We start from the raw sequence: 19,164 nt of genomic DNA, 5'->3' as shown, positions 1-19,164 counted from the left end.
GATCAGACCAACTCGAACCAGCTCACGAAGCGGCCGCCCTCCAGCCCGTTGCCGGTGGGGCAGCGGCGCGGCATGGCCGGCAGGAAGTCGCCATTGAGGCCGGGGCCGAAATGCTCGGCATCCAGCGCCGGATTGGCCTGGATCATCTCGCCCCCGCCCAGCGGCCCCGTCACTTCGGCGACCTTCTCGCCCAGGATGAAATTGCCTTCGATGACGACGCGGTAGCGTCCGGGCGGCCAGATTTCCTGGTTGGGAAAGACCCGCTCCCCGTCCCGGTTGCCGGGGCGGAGGCGCAGGCCGGTGACGGGCCCGTTGGTGATCGACGTATCGTCGAGGATCGTCGGCGGCTCTCCGCAGCGGCCCTCCAGCATCACGCCCGTCACCTCGGTGTCGATCTGGCAGTAGCAGCTGAGCGAGAAGCCCGGCTCCATCCGGCCGGTCCGGGCCACCAGGAACTGCGCGACGTTGTCGCAGACCTCGCGCGCGGCGAAGCTCTCGGCCAGGACAGGATAGTCCCGGTCGAAGGCCACCAGCAGGCCGAGCTTGATCATCTCCTGCGTGCGACCGTCCTCACGGTTGAGGATGCCGGCATGGGGCCAGTTGAAGGCAACGATGCGCGGCAGGTCGAGCTTCGGGGCCGCTCCGGGATCACCCTTGTCGCCCTTCTCCCCTTGCGGGCCCTGTGGACCCTGCGCGCCCGGCGGTCCGGCTTCGCCCGGCGGCCCCTGCTCACCACGCTGGCCGGCGGGGCCCTGCGGCCCTTGGGGGCCGGGGGTGCCTTCCCCGCCGCCACCAGGGTCGCCCTTGTCCCCCTTGTCGCCCTTCGGGCCCGGGTCGCCTTTCGGCCCAGCGGGGCCGGCCGGGCCGGGGATGCCACCGGCCACGTGGTCCATGACGCAGAGCAAGGCTTGCTGCAGCGCCCCCGTGCTGGCCAGCTCCCGCCGCGCGGGGCCATGGTCCAGCCGGGCATCGGTGACGGCATCGCCGAAGCGGTAATCGGCGATGGTGGCCAGTACCAGCGCGTCATCCGCTCCGCAGGCCGGGCATTCCTCCGGCGCGTGCAGACGGGCGCGGCAGTCATCGCCCTTGGCTTCCAGCACCGCCACGCCCCCCGCGGGCGGCGCGGCACCGGCATAGACGGCGTAGAGCAGGCCGCCATCCGCCGCGCCGAGGAGCGCCCTGGGCTCATCCCCGACCGGCAGCGCGGGCCCCACCGGGTCCACCACGCCGCTGGCGATGCGCGTGACGGATGCCGCGCGGGCCACGCCGCTGCCATCCGCCGCCTCCAGCAGCAGCCCCGCCCAGTCCCCGGCGGGCGAGAGCGTCACGCCCACCGGCGCGCCCCCCAGCCCGGTCAGCGGCGCACCCAGGGCGACGGCCTGGTCCGCCGGGGCGGCGGCATCGGGGCTGGCCTCGATCAGCAGCACGGCGGCCCCGGCGCCATCGGCCACCGCCAGCAGGTCCTTGCCCCCGCGCCGGGCCGCAGCCAGTGCCACCGGCCGCGCCGTGCCGCCGCTGCCGAGGGGCAGGATGACCGGATCGAGGTCCGACAGCCGCACGGCGGCGATACCCGCCGCGCCGGTCAGCGCCACATAGAGATGCGTCGCGTTCACTGGCAGCGCCATCGCGCCCGGGCCATCGGCCAGCGCCACGATGGAGGGCGCGCCGGGGGTGGCGGTGGTCAGGATGTCGCTGCCCCAGATCCGCAACTCATTCGCCGCCGTGACCGTCACGGCCAGCCGGTCATCCGGCAGGAAACGCAGGGCGACGGCGCCCCCGTCCCCGCCCGCCAGCGGCAGCGGCGTGACGGCGGTGGCCGGGCTGGCGGCATCCAGCACGCGCAGTTCCGGGGCGCCGCCCCCCTTGGGCGCGACGGCCAGCACGACCCGCTGGCCGTCGGCGGAAATGGCGATGTCCAGCGGGTCGAAGCCGCTATCCGCCATCCCCAGCAGCGGCGCGCCGGTTTCCAGATCCACCACCAGCAGGCTGGCCGCGGCCCCGCCGGCCAGGATGAAGCCACGGCCGGAAGGCTCGTGCAGCGCCATCCGCGTGGCGCCCGCCCCGCCCAGCGTCCGCGCCCATTCCAGCGCCGCGCCTGCCTGGGGCGCGGCGGGGGACGGCCGGTCGATCAGCAGGTCGAGGGAAAAGCCCTCCAGCGCCCGGCTCGGCAGGCAGGCCTCCCCGCCCGGCGCGCAGCCCTCGAAGAGCACCGGCACCGGCTCGGCCGGGCACTCGGCATAGCGCAGCACGATCTCGACGCGGTGGGTGGCGGCATCGGGCTCGGCCGCCTTGCCATGAGCGGAGCGCCAGGCCGAGAGGAAAGCGGCGCGGAGGTCGAAGAGGGTCGGCTGGTCCACCCGCACCTCGCGCCCGCAGCAATCCAGCGCGCTGCCGGGGCGCACCACCACCCATTGGGCGCGGCAGGCAGGGTTCGGGTGCTCCACCACCCGCAGCCCGCAGACCACGCCCCAGCCATGCAGGAGCCGGGCGTGCCGGCGGTGCTTGGTGGCCCAGAAATCCTGCTCGGTCACGAAGTCGACCGCAGTCACCACGCGCCCGTCGAACCAGACATTCCGCGCGAAACCTTCCGTCGCGCAGTCGGGGCAGGCGATCGGGCCATCCAGTGCCATGTCATGCGGCATCTTGCGCTCCCCTAACCACTCAGTCTGGTTTCACTGCCCAGCCGGGCGCCGCCACGCGGGCCGAGCCGGAAGGCCCCGGCGCCGGCCAGAGCGGCCTGCCCCAGCGACATCTCGTCCAGCCGGGCCGGCCGGACACGGCGCGGCAACTGCGTCGTGGCGCCCAGCACGGCGTCGCAGCCCAGCTTGAAGCCGGCCTCGATCATCCGGACTGTCAGTTGCACATGCGCGGGCGCCGCCTGGGCGGCGATGCGCTCCACCGCCGCCTGATGCCGCGCGGCTTCTTCGCCCCGGAGCCCGGTGGCCGGCACCAGCAGCGTGGCACGATGCGCGCCGGCGGCCAGCGGGTCGGTCAGCGGGTCGCCCGTGTCGGTCAGGACGAAGCGGCCGATCTGCGCGAAGGCATCCAGTTGCAGCCGCGCCACCACTTCCGGACCCCAGAGCTGCAGCCCGGCATCCAGCCGCCCGCTGCCCAGGGACATCCAGCGGCGCAGCCGGAAATGCTCGATCAGCCGTGGCTCGGTGCCCGTGTAGATGGCGACGTGGCGCCGCAGCCCGCGCGGCGTGCCGCGCAGGCGGTAGAGCGCGACGGCCTCCTTCACCAGCCGCCGCCGCGTCTCCACCGGCCAGGCCCGCTCCAGCGAAAGGCCGATCCAGTCGCCCAGCCAGTCCAGGAAATCCGTGCCGAAGGTCCCAGGCGGCGCGGCGGGCGTGGCCATGGGGTCGAAGAATCCCGCCAGATCGTCCAGCTTGCGCGTATAGCCCGCGCGCACCTGATCGAAGACCATCAGAAAACGGTCCATGAAATCCGCCGCTTCCGCATCCGGCGCCAGGGCGGGCGGCAGGAAGCGGCGGCTGGTGAGGCGCGGCCAGTGTGCTTCTATGCGCGTGAGCGCGGGCGTCGCCATGCCGTCGCCCGAGAGCGTCAGGCGCAGCCAGAGATAGCGGCCCGGCGGGCTGAGCACCGCGAGATCCCAGCAGCCGTCGGCATCCATGGCCGTCATCTCCAGCCCGCGCCAGCGGTCATCGGGCAGGGCCGTGACCTCCGCGGCACTCCAGGGCGCTTCGGCGGTAAAGCTTTCCAGCATGACCCGCGTGCCCATGGGCAGCGCCGCCGTCAGCGCGGCACGGTCCCAGAGGCAACCGCCGAGGCGGCTGTCCAGCGGCCCCAGCAGGGCGCTGCCATGCCCGGGATACCGCGTCGTCTCAGCGCGCATCAGGCAGGGGCGCCGCGCATCGCCCAGGATGGCCATGCCATCGCGGCCGAAGGCCAGCACGGTGCATCGCGCCGGCACCTGCCGCCGGATGGCCGCCCCGCAGCGCCCGGCCGCATCGCGGCAGAGCAGCATGGCGGGGCCAGGGGTGCGCGGGGAGATCCAGATCGTGCCGTCGGCGTCGACGGCCAGAGCGGGCGGGCCGAAGCGGTCCCGCAGGCTCCCGGGCAGCGCGACATCCTCGATGAAGGCACCGTCCGGGCCGATCACGCGGATCGTGTCCAGCCCCTCCTGCACCACATGCAGCCGGCCCTCATGGTCCCGCAGCAGGGCAACAGGCGCGGTGGCAGCTGCGAACTGGCTCACCTGCCCCTGCGCTGTCACCCGCCAGAGCGCGTCATTGGCGCGGTCGGCGAGGATGACCCCGCCTTCCGGCAAGGCGGCCAGCGCGGCCGGCTCCCAGGTGCCGGATGGCCAGTCGCGGCTGCCATCCGGCAGCCCGTACTGATCCTGTCCGGGAATCGGTCGGACCGGCCAAGCCTCTCCATGGGCCTCGGCCGCCAGCGGCCCGATGACCGCCACCACCCGCCCCTGCGCCGGGTCCACCACCTGCACACGACGGTTGCCGGTATCGGCTACCCAGAGCCGCCCCCGTGGGTCCAGCGCCAGGGCGCGCGCACCGTCCAGCTGTCCTGTGGCAGCGCCCTTTCCACCGAGACAGGCCAGTGGGCGGAAACGCTCCAGGCAAGGATCGTAGATCAGGATGCGCGTGCCCGCGCGGTCCAGCAGGAACAGCGCGTCCAGCGATGCCGCCACGGCCCAGACGGGCGTCGTCAGCCCGCCCAGGGTGCCATCCGGATCGGCCAGCGGCGGGCCGGGGGCGGGAATGGCGGCCAGGGCCAGCGTCGCCTCCGCGCCGGTGTCGTTCAGCGCCGCCGCCTGCCAGCCGATCCGGCCATCGAGGACGATGCGGCTCATCGCACCACCCGCGTGGCCATGCGGACCCGGACGTCATGACCGTCTGACCAGGTCAGGTCATAGGGGCAGATCTCCGTGTCCCGACAGAAGGTGCCGGGCTCGCCATCCACGCGCACCACCATCTGCCCATCGGCCATGCGGAGCACGCCAGGCGTCTCCAGCACGAGGCGGAAGAGGTCGGAAACATAGATGCTGCCGCCGAAAGGCCAGCCGCCGGTACCGGGCTCGCCGGTCAGCGGGTCCATCCCGCCGGTCAGCGGATGGAAGAAAGCATCCAGCCGCCCCTCCAGCGCGCGCTTCACCTGTGCCGGATCGGCATCCGGCCGGATCTCGACATCCACCTCCACCCGCACCTTTCGGTAGCGCGGCGCGACAACGAACATCTCGGTCGTCAGCAGCCGCACCTTGTCCAGATGCGCGCAGACGGCGGCCAGCGTCGCCTGGTTCGGCATGGGTGCCGGCCCCTCGGCATCCGGCACGACGATCAGCGTCACCGCGCCGGGCACCTCGGCGCCGGGATAGTTCGGGTGCAGCAACGGCACGGCCCTGGCGCGGCGGATACGGGCCCCGGGCGTAGCCAGGGCGCGTGTCTCGAAGTCCTGCGCCGTGACGGCGCGGCCATTGCTGGCGATTTCCGCGGCGGCCCGGCGGCGAAGGTCGGCCATCGGCTCCTCATCCGCGCCGCCGGTCGCGGCATAGGGGTTGGTGACGGCCTCGATGCCCGCCACGAAGCCCTGCATGCTGGCGATGCTGCCGGCCGGCAGATTGCCCCGCCGCCCGCCGCCATACTGGTAACGCCGCGCCACCACGCCGCCGCCCGCGGCCACCAGCGGAATCCGGCCCCGCAGGTTGTCGCCCAGCACAATGGCGCCGCTGCCGCGATCCAGGGTGTAATGCGGGTCCTCCGGGCCGGAGGCGAGGAAATCCGGCACCTCCTGCCAGGGCTGGAAGCCGTCGCCCTCGTCGATCTCCAGCAGCAGGCTCTCGACCGTCACCCGCCCTCCATCCGGCGCTGCGACCTCACGCGCCAGGCGCAAAGGCACCACAGGCAGATTGCCGAGCGTGAAGCGCTGGTCCGGGCGGCCATCGCTGCGGCCCAGGAACTCGCCTTCCACCGTCGCCGCCTGCACGGCCGCGACCGCGTTGGGCAGCACCGCATCCAGCTTCGGCGGCGCCTCGTAGCTGCTGGAGACCAGCCGGCAGCGCAGCCAATAAAGTGGCTGCGCCACCTCCCCCAGCCTGACAGGACGCGCCCGCCCGCCGGGACCGCGTAGCACCATGCTGCCGTCCTGCGTCAGGCTGCGCGTGCCGTCGGAGATCAGCGCCAGCGGCTGCCAGCCGGCGGCGTCACGGAATTCCCATACCAGCCCGGCATGTGCGGGCAGCCCGGTGCTGCCGCACCGGAAGGGCACGGGTGGCCTGGCACTCTCCGGCAGGCGGTAATACAGCGCGAAATCCTGAGCGGTGAAGGCCGCCTGCGTGGCGAAGCCCAGGCAGAGCGCCGATCCCTCGTCCGCGCGCGGGCCGAAGGGATGGAACCATTGCCCGGCGGCCTGGGCCCGTGTGGTGACCTGACTGAAGCCGATGCCGTCGAAGACCTGCACCGCCGTCAGCGGTGTGCCGAGCACCACGGCCGAGGCTTCGGTCTCGAAGAGGATGGGCCCTGCCTCGTCCGCGGCGGCAGCGACCTGGGTACCGCGCGGCACGATCACCTCGCTGACGGTCTGCAAGGCAGGCGTGAAGACCAGCAGCGTATGCGAGGGGCCGGCAGGCTTTGGCGTGATTTCGAGCAGTTCCAGGAACTTGATAGTGGCGCGATCGGGGATGCGGTTGACGCGGTAGAGCGTCAGCTCGGTCATCCAGGCGAAGAGCTTCGCCAGGATGATGCCGGGATCGCTGTCATTGTGATCCGTCCATTCCGGCGCGTAACGCGGAATGCGCCGGCGCACCTCGGCCATCAGGTCGTCGAAGCGGCGGTCGTCGAGTTCGGGGGCGACGAGTGGCATTAGCTCCGGCCCTCCCGCGGATAGAAGGGATAGACGAGATTGAAGAAGGCGTTGTCGGCGCGCAGGCGGTAGTCGATCTCGATCGCCATCACCGTCTGCTCCCCGCCCTCACGCACGCGGATATCGACGAGGTCGATGCGCGGCTCCCATTCCGAGAGTGCCTCCGTCACCAGTTGGGCGACGACGCCGCGGGAGGCGGGCGTATTGTCGGCGAAGACCAGCTCCTGAATGCCGCAGCCGAAGCGCGGCTGCATCGGCATCTCGCCCCGCGCGGTGGAGAGGATGATCCAGATGGCGCGTTCCACCGCCGCCGCCCCCTCCACCCAGGGCAGGTTCCCTCGCGGGCCCACCCGGAAGGGGAAGCCGACGCCTCGGCCCAGGAAAGGGCGCGCCATGCTCATCCCGGGATCCCCTCGGCGATCTGCTGCAGCGTATCGACCAGATCCCGCAGCGATTGCAGCGTGGCGCGCATGCCCTCCAGATCGGCGCCGGGAACGATGGAGGGTGTTTCGATCTTGATATCGGCGAGGCCGAGCAACGGTTCCACAAGGCCGATCAGATTGGTCACAGGTCCTATCGCACCCTGCAGATGGTCGGCGGAGGTCATGGCATTATCCTGCGCGCATTTCAGCACGCGCTGCAGTTCCTCGTTTCCCGCCTCCTCCGCAAACCGCATCTGCAGCGCAAGCCCGGAGAGCAGGTCGATGACCGTGGAGAGCTGGCCGATGAAGCAGTTCAGGAAGCTGCAGATGAGCAGGATGATGTCCTTGATGAAGAGCATCAAACCACCCACCGGCGTGAAGGCCGTGATGCAGCCCATCACCTTCTCGGCCGCCTTGCCGAAATCGAGCAGGACCTGCGGGCCAGGAGGTGCGGGCAGGCCGTTGATGATGTCGATCAGCGGCTTCAGCAGGCCGAGCACCTTCACCAGGCATTCGATGGAAGCCAGCATCGGCGCCAGCTGCATCACCAGACTAAAGGACATGGTGCAGTCGGTGGGGATTCCCTTGGAGATATCGGTGAAGGCGGAAAGCTGTCCGCCGCCCGGCAGGCGCAGCCTGGCAGGTACCGGCTTGGGAAGGGAGAGCAGCTTGCAATCCGGCAGTTCCAGCAGCTTCTGGATATCCGGGTTGATGGTAATGGGCTGCGTCATCATCCATCCCCTCAGATCGGGTTGGAGCTAGGCGAAACCACGCGGCTCCATCCCGTCCCCGAAAGAGTGATGATCGGTGCCTCCAGAGCCAGGAGCGCGACCGCGCTGATGGAGATCCGGCCGTTCGACAGGGTGATACGGTTGCCGTGCGCGTCCTCGATGACTACCGCACCCTGCGCCCCCGCTTCGGGGTCGGCGTCGATCAGCCGGATGGTATGGCCGTTCAATGAGCGGATCATGCGCTCCCGCGCGCTCTTCGACGGCGGCTTGTCACGGCCGTTCCAGAGGAAGCCCAGCACCAACGGCGCCTTGGGATCGCCGTGCAGGAAGCCGACCACGGCTTCGTCGCCCACTTCCGGCATCAACCAGCAGCCCCGCCCGCCGCCAGACATGGCGGCCGCGACAGGCGCCCAGTCGGTCAGCGGCTTTCCGGGCATGTTGTCGATATTCACCCTGATGCGGCCCTCGCCCAGCGGGTCGTCGACATCGGCGACTGTGCCGGTCACCAACCCTTCCATGCGACTGACGCTCTCGGTGCCGGAATGGAATGCGTTCATCGTCCTGGCTCCGGCCCGATACGCTTGGCCTCGAAACTCGTGCGGTAGCCGCTCTCGCCAATGACGTGACGTGTCGCGGTGATGAAGTAGACGCCGTCAAACGGCAGGCCCGTGCCACGGATCATCACCTTGCGCCCGGCCCGCAGGTCAGGCAGGCCGACCGTCGCGCAGGAGGCGGTGACCATCTCATGCTGCTGGCCACATAGCCGGCTGATGGCGAGGCGACGCGCATCGGCGGCGCTGCTCACCGGCTCATCCGTCACCACATCCTCCCGGTTGGCGGCCCGCGCCACGGCGACGAGGTCAGGGTTTGGCAGCTCCGCCGGCGCGATCTCATCCAGCGTCACCCGCTCCTCGATCCGCTCCTTCGTGCGCCGGTTCCAGCCGCAGACGCGCACCGAGTAGAGCTGCCCCGCCGAGGAAAAGAGGGGCCGGAAGCTTTGCAAGGACTTGCCCCATTCCAGCACATAGGTGACATCCGGGCGCTGGGTACTCGGGCCGAAGAAGAGAACGCGGCGAGGACTGGCCTGCCCCGCTGCCGCCTCCTCATCGATGGAGATCTCGTAGCCAAGGCGGCGCGCGCGCTCGAGCAGGAAAACGATCGGATACTGATTGTTCATGAAGATATGTGGCTGCGGCACCTCCCGCCCCCGCGCCGCCGCGTCAATACGCACGGGAATGCCCAGGCCCGGGCGTCCGCGATCATCGCCGGGCGGACCTTCCAGCGCCTTGGCGACGTCGCTGTCGCGGATGCTGGTGGCGCTGTCATCCGGCCAGCTCCAGGTGTATTGCCGGATCCGCAGGCGATCTATGACGTTCAGCCCGTGGACTGTCATCTTCGGAACCGACTGATCGGAGAACTCGACATCCAGCGTGGTGATGAAGCCGGTCATCATCAGCACGGGCTTACCGTCGTAGCCGATCCGAAGTTGCAGCTCATTGCCCGGCTCGAAGATCCTGGCATTCGCCTCGCCCGCTCGGTCGCGGGGCAGGCCGATGTATTTCGGCTGCCGGCGAAGGGAATCCCAGTTGGCGACCGTCAAGGTGAAGCTGTCGACCCGCTCGACACTGTCCTCGTAGGTCACTTCGCTGATATCGCGAACCACATTGCGCGGCATCGGCGCGCCGCGCACGCGCAGCTCGAAGCCCGGCACGTAATAGGACCGGTTGCTCGTGGCCAGCTCGATGAGGGTCCCGGTCATGGCCAGTCCACCGGTGGCACGAGCAGCCGCTGCCCGGGAGGCAGAGCCAGGGGGTCGTCGATGCCATTCGCCTCGGCGATCCTGCGCCAGTCGCGCGGATCGCCAGCGGTGCGTTCGGCGATGCGGGTGATGGTCTCGCCCGCACGGACGACATGCGCCTTGGTGTGATCGGGAGAGCGCAGGTGCAACTCTTGGATCTGCTGGTCCAGCGTCTTGTATTCGCGGAGCGCCAGGGTCAGCGTGGCGCGCAACGGCAGGCCCAGGCTGGAGAAATAGGTGAAGCGCTGGCGCACGCTTTCCACCACCGCCTTGAAGCCGTGGCGCTGCTGGCTGTCTGCGGTACGGTGTCCGGGGAATGCATCACCACCCCAGGCGAAAAGGATGACCGGCGGCGCGTGGCGGTCGCCCTCGATCTTCACCAGGTCGTAGAAGGCATCCGTTTTCGCCGTCACGGCCTCGGCGGTGGGCCCTGTACCGGATTCCGTGGAATCGAAGAACAGGTCGAACCCCATGGTCTCGGCCTGACCGCGCACGAACTGGATGATGGGTGAATCCAGACCCGGAATAGGTATCTCCGCCAGTTGCGCGCCCTTGGTGAGGGTGAATTCATTTGGATTGAACTGCACGCGCAGCGATTTGCCGGAAGGCGTGCCGTCCGGGTTCAGCCGGTGGATCTCCGCCTTGGCGAGCGCCTTCATCTCAGCCGACCCGGTCCGGCCGCAGCGCGGCCGAGCGGCCGAGGCGCGTGTTGGCGAGCGCGATGCCACGGCTCCGCTGGCTGGCCTCCATCCGCGCCATGACCTCGGCCACGACACGGCGCATGACATCGGGCGAGAGCAAGGCAGCATCGTCCATGACACTGACGCTGGCCTCAATCTCCTCGATATGCACGCTCGTTTCCGTGTTCTCGTCCATCACCGCCATCCTCAGAAGAGATTGCCGATTGCACCCAGCAAGCTGCCGTCGCCGCCGGTCTGCCGGATGCCCTCATGCGCGATTTCGATTTCCTCGACCGCCACCTGCGCCTCGCGCGCATTCAGGCCGGGTCCGGTCCATCGCACAGGCAGGCCGCGCGTGAAGCGCCAGCTGCGTACCGCCTCTCCGCTTTCGTCGAGCAGGGTCACCACGCCATCCCGCCGTTTGCCGCGGCCTTCGAGGAAGCCTCGATGCCAGTCCCAGAGATCGGCGGCGCGGACGATTCCACGCCGCAGCTTGAGATTTCCCCAGACCGCCCGGCCCGGGAACTTCAACACCGTGCCGTTATTGCCGCCCTCGCGGAATTCCTCCGCCTGTATCGTCAGGTCGAGGCCGGAGACCTCCGAGAAGCCGCCCTGCGGCGGCAGCCCCACAGTGAGGGAGACGAAGCTGCCGATTCCTGCGCTCTCCGTCAGCGAGACGGCAAAGTTGAATCCGACGACCGGGTCCTTGCGCAGCGTGTCGCTCATGCGGCTGCTCCCAGCCTGTCGCGCTGCGGGACCATTGGCTCGGCGATCTCCACGGCTTCGTCCTGCCGCGTCAGCGTCAGCAGCACGAATTCCGCCGGAGCAACCGGGGCAACGGCGATATTGATCACCAGCCGCCCGTCATCGGGCGGCTCCATGCTGATCGCGAAGGCTTCCTCTGCCACCGTGCCGGCCAGGACGCCCTGGCGCCACAGTTCCTCCAGGAAGGATTCCAGCGCACCGCGAATCTGGCGCCGCAGCATGGTATTATCCGGCTCGAAGGGAACCCAGGCCAAGCCAACGCGCAGGGCGCGGCGCAACATGATCATGATGCGCCGCATGTTCAACAGCCGATGGTCCGGCTCCTGCGACAGGCTGCGCGCGCCGCAAGCACGAATTCCGCGCGCGGGTAACGCCCGGATGACGTTGATGCCTGCTTCGTTCAGCAGCGCGCGGCGTGTTTCTTCGGCCTCCCGTGTCACTGCCTGCACCCATTCCATCGGCAGGTTGGCAGGCGCCTTTTGCGGACCGAAACCGGCATCCGACGCAGCGACCATGCCCAGGACATGGCCGCAAGGCGGTATCAGCCGGCTGGCGGCGCGTGGAGCGTCGGAATCAGCCACCTGGAGCCAGGGCCAGTAGAGCGCGCCGAAGCGGGTCTCGATCCCGATGCGCCAGTCCCGCACGGCATCAGGGTCGAAGGGATCGGCCACGCCGCCACGTGGAGCATCGAGCAAGGCGATGCGGTCCCCCCTCTCCTCGCATTGCGCGATCATGGCGCGCTGCACCGTCCGCAGGTCGCTTGAAGTCAAGGGCGGCATGGCCTCTCGCACGCTGACGATGGCTTCCGGCAACGACATGGAGGGCGCCCCGTCCAGCACACAGGGATCGGGCGGCATGGCCGGCAGGGTCGCCGTCTGGCGCGCGGCGGTCGGCTCGGGCTGTGCGTCGGGTATGGCAATGGCGGCCGGCTCGTCGACCTGCGCCAGGAGTTCCAGTCCGCCGAGGAGGTCGAGGTCGGTCACGGCGGCGCATCCATCGCGGCCGCCGGAGAGCAGGAGGACCCCGGCCGGGAAGAGGCCGGCCTGTGGATCGGGCATTGGATATCCCGGCGGGGTAGCCAGGCGCGTGGCGAGGATGCGTCTGGAGATCAGCGGGAGATCGCCACTCTCGGGCAGTGCCAGCGCGCCGTGGGATTCCACCAGGCGTCCCGCTTCCAGCACGGTCAGGGAAAAACTCTCGCTCCGCACGGAAATGGGGCGCGCTCCGCTGGCGGCGTCACCCATGGAGAACCCGACCAGAGACTGGTCGAGCAACAGCCGGCGCGCGGTCGTGTCGATACCGCGCAGGCGGCGACGCAATGGCGGTGTGCCATCCTGCGACAGGGTCAGCGTTGCGCCCTCGGAAAAGCCGTTGAGCGAGGCGGCGGAAAGCGCGTCAGGCGCATCGGCGACCGGCACGCTGCGACTGCGCGTCTCCGCCGAGACGCCACGTGAAAGCCGGACCTCCAGCGCGTTGCCCCAGGCGCCCGCAGTCGCGGCGGCGATGCGCAGGATCGGAGCGCCGTTCTCGTCATACAGCACGCCTTCGGCCGGCGCGGTACCGGTCATGAAGCGCATCGGCCGATTGAGCGCGAGAGAATCCGGCAAGGGTGCGGCCCAATGCAGCGCACCCGGCGCAGCATGGTCCAGCAGCCACATGACCGCGCGCGTCAATGAGAAATCGATCGGCTGCGTCAGGTCATATTCCGGGGGCAGCGCGCTATCCCAGGTCAGCCGCTGCGCCGCCGGATCGACGTCTTGCAATACACGCCAGATGGTTCTCTGCCCGGCCTGGCTGATGGCAACGCGGTCGCCGGCCAGTAGCCCCCCGGCATCCGCCACGATGGAAGCCTGACGATCCACCGGCTGGGGACCGGTGGCGGTGGTATCGACCGCTTGCTCGACGCGCACAGCGGCCCCGGCGGCGAATCCCAGCGTACTGTCCACGAGACTGGAAAGCCGGTTCGCCGGCTGCACACCGCTGCTCAGCGCTGCGGCCGGCGCGGCTGCAACGCGCACCACATGGCAGCGCCGCCCGCCATTCTCGAAGAAGCCGCGCACCGTCCAGGCCAGTTGCGCGCCGCTCCAGAAGCCCCCGAAGATCTCCTTGAATCCTGGCCAGCCCTCGACCACCGTGACGGCATGGAGCGGCCCACGCTCGGCAAGACCGATGAATGCCGGCACGTCGATCGCCGTCGCCGGCAGCGCGGCGGGCTTCCGTGGTGGGGTCCAGTAGAGACCGGGCGCGCGATCCATCAGACCACCTCGACCCGCTCGACGCAGATCTCGATGCTCTCGACGGCTACCTCATTCGCCGTGGCATTGAAGCTGGGTCCTTCCCATTTCGAGATGAATCCCTCATAGAAGCGCCAGCGCCACTGCGGGGCCTGGGCCTCATCGGTCAGCACCACCGCGCCCTCCCGGCGCGGAGCCGAACCGTTCAGTACCTGCAGATACCATTCCCACAACCGGCGATCGCCGATGATGCCGTGCCGGAACAGGAGGTTCCCGAAGGTCCGGAGACCATAGAGCTTCCGTACATGCAGCTGCTTGTCGGCGCCTTCGCGGTATTCGATGGCGTTGGTCTCGAAGGTCAGGCCGGAGCACTCGCGGAAGCCCAGATTTCTGATGGGCCCGATCTCGACGCGGAAGTTATAGCCGCGCAGGGGATCGTTTCGATCGCCGTTCGCCATGGTCGGTTCTCCCTCAGGCTTCCTCGACCAGCGCGCCGGAGGCGGTCTGGCTGATGCGGATGATGACGAACTCCGCGGGCTTCACCGGCGCGATGCCGATCTCCATGATCAGCCTGCCATTGTCGACATCGTCCTGGCTCATGGTCTCCGGGCCGCAGGCGATGAAGAAGGACTGCTCCTTCCTGTTCCCCAGCAGCGCGCCATCACGCCAGAGCCGCGTCAGGAAGGCATCGGCGCTGTCGGTCAGCTTCGACCACAGATCTGGCCCGTTCGGTTCGAAGACGGCCCATTGCGTGCCGCGCTCTATGGATTTCTCGATGAAGATGAAAAGACGCCTCACGGCGATGTATCGCCAGTCCGAGAGGCTGGTGACCATGCGCCCGCCATAGACGCGGATTCCCCTGCCTTCGTCACGGAAGTTCCTGATGACGTTGATGTTGTTCGGGCCGGGGTTCAGCACGCCGTGTTCGGCGCGGTTGACCTGCGTCTCCACGTCCAGAAGCCCGCGCAGAACCTCGTTGGCCGGTGTTTTCACCACGCCGCGCTCCGCATCGATGCGCGCGATCAGCCCGGCGACATGACCGGATGGGCCGATGGCACGCGGCCCGCCGGGCGTGGTCACGGTGACACGGGGATAGTAGACAGCGGCGTATTTGCTGTCGAAGCGAAGTCGCTGCGTCTGGATCTGCGGCAGGGTCGGGGCGGCGCCTCCGGTCGCCTCGGGGTCCAGCAAGGCAATGCGGTAGCGCATGGCCTCGCACTGGTCGATCATGGTCTGCTGCACCGCCTGGTCGCCCCAGCCAGGGGCAGCGATCATGGCGATATCCTCGACATCCTCCAGCGCCCGCAATCCGGTCCGGGCGCCGGGTCCGCCATCCGTGCCGATGATATCCATCGCGGCCGGCGCGGCATCGGCGCCGGGCGCGCTGACGGCGAAGCGCAGGCCGTCGGCGCCGGAGGGAAAGGTCAGCGGGTCCGTGGTGGCGGGCATGGAGCCCGGCAGCACGTGGATCAGCGTGGAACGCGCGGCCAGCGCAGCCTCTACCCCCCGCCCCGGCACCGGTGCGAGGGTGAGGCCGGAGATACGCTCCACCGTCGTCTCGTAGGTGGCGGTCAGGCCGAATTCGGCGACAGTGACGAGGGTGCGGCCGGTATTCGGCAACGGGTCGACATCGCCCGCCGCCATGGGATCGCCCGAAAGCGTCACGACCGGGCCATTGACGGCCAGAACCCGGCGATAGGCCTTGGCCGCCCCGGCGCCACGGTCGATCTCCACCCAGGCATCGACATAGAACCCGGCGGTGGAACTCAGCCTCAGCTTGTTGTCATCCACCGCCGTGGGGGCGATCAGCGCCACATATTCCGCGCGGGCGCCGGCTTCATGCTGCGCGGTGACCACGAGCCCGTCGGCCCAGGCGCCGGCATCGGCGGCCACCAGGGTCAGCGAGGCCGGCCGCGCGCCAGTGGCGATGCTGCCGTCGGCGCCGACGCCGCTTGCATTGGTCAGGACCGCCGTGCTGTCCGGCGCGAAAGCGGGGGGGCCGCCGGCCGGCGTCATGTCGATCACCGCCGACAGCGTGACCAGCCCCGTCATGCGGTCGATGCCGCCGGCGGCGATGGTCAACGGGCTGGAGCTGTAGGCAACGCCGTCACGAAGCATCCGCAGCGTGACCTCCAGTCCCGGACGCAGGCCGCGCAGCGTGGCCGGGCGGAAGGTCGTCGCCCCGACCGTGGCGGGCGAGCCCGTGGCGAGCCGCGTGACCAGGCCGCCCTGGGTGGCGAACTGCGTGGCTGTCGTCCCGGCGGGCGCCACGCGCATCACGTAGAGGCGCTTGCCACCATTGGCGAAGAAGCCTTCCACCGCCAGCGGCAGTTCGCCCACGGCGGCGACAGGAGAGGTCGCGGGAAAGACCCCGCCGAAGCGGCGGCGGAACTCGGCCGGGCCGGTGACCAGGATCGGGCGCCCGGTGGTCGGCCCGCGCATCGTGGCGCCCACGAAGCCGGCGGTGCTCAGGCTGACGCCCTCGATCGAGGGGGGCTTGAGGTCCAGTTCCTCGATATAGACGCCTGGGGCGGTGTAATCAGGCATGGGCCCTCCTCGCGGCCTTCGGCGCGGTCATGGGGTGAGTCGCCAATCGAGGCTGCTGCCGCCGTCCGCCGCCATGACCACCGTGCGGCTGCGCGGCGCGAAGCCGGGCGCGGCGACGCTGGCGGTCAGGCGCGGCAGGCGCGCCAGGCCGGGGATGCGGTAGCGCCCATCCGCGTCGCTCAGGGCCGGACTGCCATGCAGGGCCGCCGTGGCGGCTGGGCCGATGGCCAGCACGGCGCCGGGTGCCACCGCCGCGGCGGTGACCAACATCCCCTCCCCGGCATAGGCCTGGCCAAGAGTGGTGGTGCCAGGCCCGGCGGGCACGCCGAGGGTGAAGGCCTCAGCCTCGTCACCCTGACGGAGGCTGGCGGAAAGCGGCGCGCCCAGCAGCACCAGCCCCGGGGCCGTCAGCGGCGCCGGGCCGGCGGCCACGAAGGTGACGCGGCCGAAGCTGCGGCGCCCTGGCGGGCCGAAGCGCAGGATCTGCCCCACGGCCAAATCCTGGCGGTCATCCAGCTCGATCGCCGTGCTTCCGGCCTCGGCGGGCGCGTGGAGGTGTTTCAGGGGCACGGCGCCGCCCACCGGGCTCAACCCGAAGCCGCGCACATCCGTGCCGGCCGGAACATCGGCCGCCAGCACGGGAGAGAGAAGCAGCGGATGCCCCGTGAGCGGCGAGGCCGGGGCGATGGTGACGGCGATGCCGGACAAGGGAGCGCCTGTCACCGCCACGACGATCCTGCCATTCAGATCCTTAGGAAGCCGGCGCAGGATGAGATCGGGCAAGCCCACCGGTGGAACCGCGGCGGGCGGAAGCGTCATCGTGATCTCGGCGGGGCGGAAACCGGTCAGGCGGAGATTCAGCGTGACGGCGGGCGGATTGCCCGGCCCGGGCAGCAGCAGCAGCGAGGGATCGCCGGCGATGGCGAGCAACCCCGGCTCCCGGACCAGCACGACCACCCTGGGATCGTCGGCGGCCGGCGGCGTTTCCGGCAGATGCACGGGCGTCACGCCGTCCTCGTCCAGCACGCGCAGCACCGCCAGCACCAGTCGCCGCGCGGTGAGGTCGAGGATGATGCCCGCGCGCATCGCCCCTATCCCGCCACGGCTGGGGCGGCGCCGAAACGCAGCCGCCGGTCCACCACGCGCGCGGCCGGGCGGGGCTGGCTGCCGGCCGGCAGCAGCACGAAATCCACCACATAGGCAGCGCAAAGCTCGAATGGCTCGGACAGCGCATGCCAGAGCCGCGCCAGATCCTCCGTGTCATAGGGCTCCAGATGCAGCCGCAGCGCGTCGATGCCGGCGGCCACCAGCGGAGCCGCCAGGCGGTCGGCGGCCAGCACGGCATTGGCTTGCAGTGCCTGCAGCGTCACGCCCAGCAGGCGTTGCCGCGTCACAGCATCGCCACCCAGGGGCGTGGCGAGGAAATGCAGGTCGATGGGCAGGCGTGGCGCCTCGACACGGTCGGGACCGATTCGCCGTGGCGGATGATTGAGCATATCCGCCTGCCGGCTGACGCGGTGCAGCCAGAGCGAGACCACCATCTCCCCCGGCGCATTCGGACGGGCGAGCTTGGGGGATTCCAGCGACACCGAGGTGTCCGGGAAGCTGATGCGGATCTCGTCCTCCAGCATCCGTTGCAGGCTCAGGCTGGCATCTCCGAGAATGCTGCCATCCATGGCTCAGCCCGCCTTGCCGAGCACGGCGTCGACGATCTCGTTGACCGAGACATCCTCGAAGCACTCGTGGGAGGGAAGCAGCCGGTGCAGACAGGCCCAGCTGGCATTCGGCGAGAGGCTCAGCACGGCAATGCCAGCCGCGGTGCCATAAGCCGGATCGACGCCAAAGGGATCGGCGGGATCGGTGCGGGCAACGACAACGACGCCCGCGCCGGCTTTGCGGGCCGCGGAGAGCAGGCCGTCGGTTCCCGTCGCGCCCCGTACGACTGTCACCTCCGCCCGGCGCGACAGGATGCCGGCGATCAGATCCTCCAGCGTCTGGGGCAGATCGGCGATCAGGACGGTCCTGGCCAAGGCGGATACTCCCGCGTGCAGGCCGGGAGTATCGGACGCGGGTCCATGGCGGCGCCATGGACCGGACGGGCAGGTCGGCGATCCGGGCCACCGGATGGATGGCCTGGGCCGAACGGCCTATGCCGCGGGTAGGCAAAGACGGGCCGAAACTTCCGCTGGATGGAGCTAAGGTCTTCGGAACCGCCGGCAGGCCGCTTGCATCATGTTGTGGATCAGGCCGAGGGAAGGTCGGTATCCCTCAACACGTCAGCGGCCAAGGCGCAGCCTCGCGCCGGCCTCGCCGCGCCGGCTGCAACGCAGCTTCTGCAGGATGCTGTGCATGTGGTTCTTCACCGTGGCCGCGCTGATCCGCAGCTGGCGGGCGATATCCTTGTTGGAGCAGCCTTGCTCAACGAGGTGCAGCACTGAGCTTTCGCGTGGCGTCAGCTCCGGCAAGGCGAGATGCCGTTCCGGGCGCAGCAGGCTGCCGAGGCGGTTGAACATCGCCGCCGCGATATGCGGCGCGCAGCAGAGGCGGCCCTGCGCCGCATCCATGACGGCGCGATAGAGTTCGACCGTCCCGCCATCCCGTGGCACATAACCGGCGTAGCCTGCGGCGGCGCAGGCCAGCACTTCCTCATCTTCCTCGGCGATGGCGAACATCACGAGCTTCGCCTCCGGGCAGGCCTGGGCAAGGCGCTGCGCGATCCGCGTCGGGTTGCCACGGTCGATATCCACCAGCACCACCGCCGGCAGCCAGGCGCTGAGCTGCCGCAGATCCGGGTTGCTGCATCCGGTGGTGCCGACCACGGTGACATCGGCATGTTCGGCAAGGCCAAGGCATATGCCGTCGCGCACCAGGCGAATATCGCTGGCGACAGCAACGCGAAGCGATCCGTCGCACCCTGCGCCGGCCGCCGACGGCCTGGCCATGGGAACGGAGCCGGGACCGGCCCTCTGGCTCACCGCCCTCCCCTCCATGCTGATTTCGCAACATATTCTGCGGGAGTGTTATCCTCAAAAAGAAAGCGTAAGCAGTGCAAATCACGTTGTAGTCAGTTGCAGACAAACGACCTGAACAATGAACTCTTCATGGCTGACGAACGAGTATAATATTAATTCCTGACGTGGACATGTGCCT

General features: G+C 69.7%; 17 protein-coding genes. All 17 read right to left on the bottom strand.

The features are described 5' to 3' along the window. Positions 1-2: 2 nt before the first annotated feature. Complete coding sequence (locus IAI58_RS23350; protein ID WP_272874862.1) at positions 3-2,642, bottom strand: hypothetical protein; 2,640 nt, start codon at positions 2,640-2,642, stop codon at positions 3-5. An 11-nt stretch (positions 2,643-2,653) separates the two neighbouring features. Further along, positions 2,654-4,831, bottom strand: coding sequence for a phage tail protein (locus IAI58_RS20765; protein ID WP_207448914.1), 2,178 nt, complete (start codon positions 4,829-4,831; stop codon positions 2,654-2,656). Further along, complete coding sequence (locus IAI58_RS20760; protein ID WP_207448916.1) at positions 4,828-6,837, bottom strand: putative baseplate assembly protein; 2,010 nt, start codon at positions 6,835-6,837, stop codon at positions 4,828-4,830. The genes IAI58_RS20765 and IAI58_RS20760 overlap by 4 nt, the downstream gene beginning before the upstream one ends. Further along, positions 6,837-7,232 carry a GPW/gp25 family protein gene (locus IAI58_RS20755; RefSeq protein ID WP_207448918.1) on the bottom strand — a complete coding sequence of 132 codons (396 nt, stop codon included), beginning with the start codon at positions 7,230-7,232 and terminating at the stop codon, positions 6,837-6,839. Before IAI58_RS20755 ends, IAI58_RS20760 begins: the two co-directional genes overlap by 1 nt. 2 nt (positions 7,233-7,234) lie before the next feature. Further along, positions 7,235-7,993: a hypothetical protein gene (locus IAI58_RS20750; RefSeq protein WP_208776294.1), complete on the bottom strand. Its 759-nt coding sequence runs from the start codon at positions 7,991-7,993 to the stop codon at positions 7,235-7,237. Positions 7,994-8,001: 8 nt separating this feature from the next. Continuing rightward, positions 8,002-8,547 carry a phage baseplate assembly protein V gene (locus tag IAI58_RS20745; RefSeq protein ID WP_207448922.1) on the bottom strand — a complete coding sequence of 182 codons (546 nt, stop codon included), beginning with the start codon at positions 8,545-8,547 and terminating at the stop codon, positions 8,002-8,004. Continuing rightward, positions 8,544-9,749, bottom strand: coding sequence for a phage late control D family protein (locus tag IAI58_RS20740; RefSeq protein WP_208776293.1), 1,206 nt, complete (start codon positions 9,747-9,749; stop codon positions 8,544-8,546). Before IAI58_RS20740 ends, IAI58_RS20745 begins: the two co-directional genes overlap by 4 nt. Then, positions 9,746-10,447, bottom strand: coding sequence for a CIS tube protein (locus tag IAI58_RS20735; protein WP_207448926.1), 702 nt, complete (start codon positions 10,445-10,447; stop codon positions 9,746-9,748). Before IAI58_RS20735 ends, IAI58_RS20740 begins: the two co-directional genes overlap by 4 nt. A gap of 1 nt (position 10,448) precedes the next feature. Further along, positions 10,449-10,664, bottom strand: a complete 216-nt coding sequence (locus IAI58_RS20730; protein ID WP_207448928.1) for a hypothetical protein — start codon at positions 10,662-10,664, stop codon at positions 10,449-10,451. An 11-nt stretch (positions 10,665-10,675) separates the two neighbouring features. Next, the gene (locus tag IAI58_RS20725) at positions 10,676-11,194 is read right to left on the bottom strand and encodes a phage tail protein (RefSeq protein WP_207448930.1); all 519 of its coding nucleotides are present in this window, start codon (positions 11,192-11,194) and stop codon (positions 10,676-10,678) included. Beyond that, on the bottom strand, positions 11,191-13,488 hold the full coding sequence (locus IAI58_RS20720; protein WP_207448932.1) for a phage tail sheath C-terminal domain-containing protein: 2,298 nt from the start codon (positions 13,486-13,488) through the stop codon (positions 11,191-11,193). Before IAI58_RS20720 ends, IAI58_RS20725 begins: the two co-directional genes overlap by 4 nt. Then, the gene (locus tag IAI58_RS20715) at positions 13,488-13,925 is read right to left on the bottom strand and encodes a phage tail protein (RefSeq protein ID WP_207448934.1); all 438 of its coding nucleotides are present in this window, start codon (positions 13,923-13,925) and stop codon (positions 13,488-13,490) included. Before IAI58_RS20715 ends, IAI58_RS20720 begins: the two co-directional genes overlap by 1 nt. Positions 13,926-13,938: 13 nt before the next feature. Further along, positions 13,939-16,014 (bottom strand): phage tail sheath family protein, encoded by a 2,076-nt coding sequence (locus IAI58_RS20710; RefSeq protein WP_207448936.1) that lies wholly within the window; start codon positions 16,012-16,014, stop codon positions 13,939-13,941. A gap of 27 nt (positions 16,015-16,041) precedes the next feature. After that, entirely contained in the window at positions 16,042-17,100 is a 1,059-nt protein-coding gene (locus IAI58_RS20705; protein WP_207448938.1) for a carboxypeptidase-like regulatory domain-containing protein, read from the bottom strand. Between the two features lie 5 nt (positions 17,101-17,105). Further along, positions 17,106-17,690 carry a Pvc16 family protein gene (locus tag IAI58_RS20700; protein ID WP_207448940.1) on the bottom strand — a complete coding sequence of 195 codons (585 nt, stop codon included), beginning with the start codon at positions 17,688-17,690 and terminating at the stop codon, positions 17,106-17,108. 3 nt (positions 17,691-17,693) lie between these two features. Beyond that, positions 17,694-18,044 carry a hypothetical protein gene (locus IAI58_RS20695; RefSeq protein WP_207448942.1) on the bottom strand — a complete coding sequence of 117 codons (351 nt, stop codon included), beginning with the start codon at positions 18,042-18,044 and terminating at the stop codon, positions 17,694-17,696. Between the two features lie 246 nt (positions 18,045-18,290). Continuing rightward, complete coding sequence (locus tag IAI58_RS20690; protein ID WP_207448944.1) at positions 18,291-18,881, bottom strand: response regulator transcription factor; 591 nt, start codon at positions 18,879-18,881, stop codon at positions 18,291-18,293. Between the last annotated feature and the right edge of the window lie 283 nt (positions 18,882-19,164).

The organism is Roseomonas marmotae (assembly GCF_017654485.1).
Lineage (GTDB): Bacteria > Pseudomonadota > Alphaproteobacteria > Acetobacterales > Acetobacteraceae > Pseudoroseomonas > Pseudoroseomonas marmotae.
The sequence above is the reverse complement of the archived record's forward strand: the minus strand, read 5'-3'. Positions and strand labels throughout refer to the sequence as shown.

What these genes read in the sequence shown, in the direction of transcription:
- IAI58_RS23350 (WP_272874862.1), bottom strand. Translation starts at nt 2,642, where the DNA reads ATGCCGCATGACATGGCACTGGATGGCCCGATCGCCTGCCCCGACTGC.
- IAI58_RS20765 (WP_207448914.1), bottom strand. Translation starts at nt 4,831, where the DNA reads ATGAGCCGCATCGTCCTCGATGGCCGGATCGGCTGGCAGGCGGCGGCG.
- IAI58_RS20760 (WP_207448916.1), bottom strand. Translation starts at nt 6,837, where the DNA reads ATGCCACTCGTCGCCCCCGAACTCGACGACCGCCGCTTCGACGACCTG.
- IAI58_RS20755 (WP_207448918.1), bottom strand. Translation starts at nt 7,232, where the DNA reads ATGGCGCGCCCTTTCCTGGGCCGAGGCGTCGGCTTCCCCTTCCGGGTG.
- IAI58_RS20750 (WP_208776294.1), bottom strand. Translation starts at nt 7,993, where the DNA reads ATGATGACGCAGCCCATTACCATCAACCCGGATATCCAGAAGCTGCTG.
- IAI58_RS20745 (WP_207448922.1), bottom strand. Translation starts at nt 8,547, where the DNA reads ATGAACGCATTCCATTCCGGCACCGAGAGCGTCAGTCGCATGGAAGGG.
- IAI58_RS20740 (WP_208776293.1), bottom strand. Translation starts at nt 9,749, where the DNA reads ATGACCGGGACCCTCATCGAGCTGGCCACGAGCAACCGGTCCTATTAC.
- IAI58_RS20735 (WP_207448926.1), bottom strand. Translation starts at nt 10,447, where the DNA reads ATGAAGGCGCTCGCCAAGGCGGAGATCCACCGGCTGAACCCGGACGGC.
- IAI58_RS20730 (WP_207448928.1), bottom strand. Translation starts at nt 10,664, where the DNA reads ATGGACGAGAACACGGAAACGAGCGTGCATATCGAGGAGATTGAGGCC.
- IAI58_RS20725 (WP_207448930.1), bottom strand. Translation starts at nt 11,194, where the DNA reads ATGAGCGACACGCTGCGCAAGGACCCGGTCGTCGGATTCAACTTTGCC.
- IAI58_RS20720 (WP_207448932.1), bottom strand. Translation starts at nt 13,488, where the DNA reads ATGGATCGCGCGCCCGGTCTCTACTGGACCCCACCACGGAAGCCCGCC.
- IAI58_RS20715 (WP_207448934.1), bottom strand. Translation starts at nt 13,925, where the DNA reads ATGGCGAACGGCGATCGAAACGATCCCCTGCGCGGCTATAACTTCCGC.
- IAI58_RS20710 (WP_207448936.1), bottom strand. Translation starts at nt 16,014, where the DNA reads ATGCCTGATTACACCGCCCCAGGCGTCTATATCGAGGAACTGGACCTC.
- IAI58_RS20705 (WP_207448938.1), bottom strand. Translation starts at nt 17,100, where the DNA reads ATGCGCGCGGGCATCATCCTCGACCTCACCGCGCGGCGACTGGTGCTG.
- IAI58_RS20700 (WP_207448940.1), bottom strand. Translation starts at nt 17,690, where the DNA reads ATGGATGGCAGCATTCTCGGAGATGCCAGCCTGAGCCTGCAACGGATG.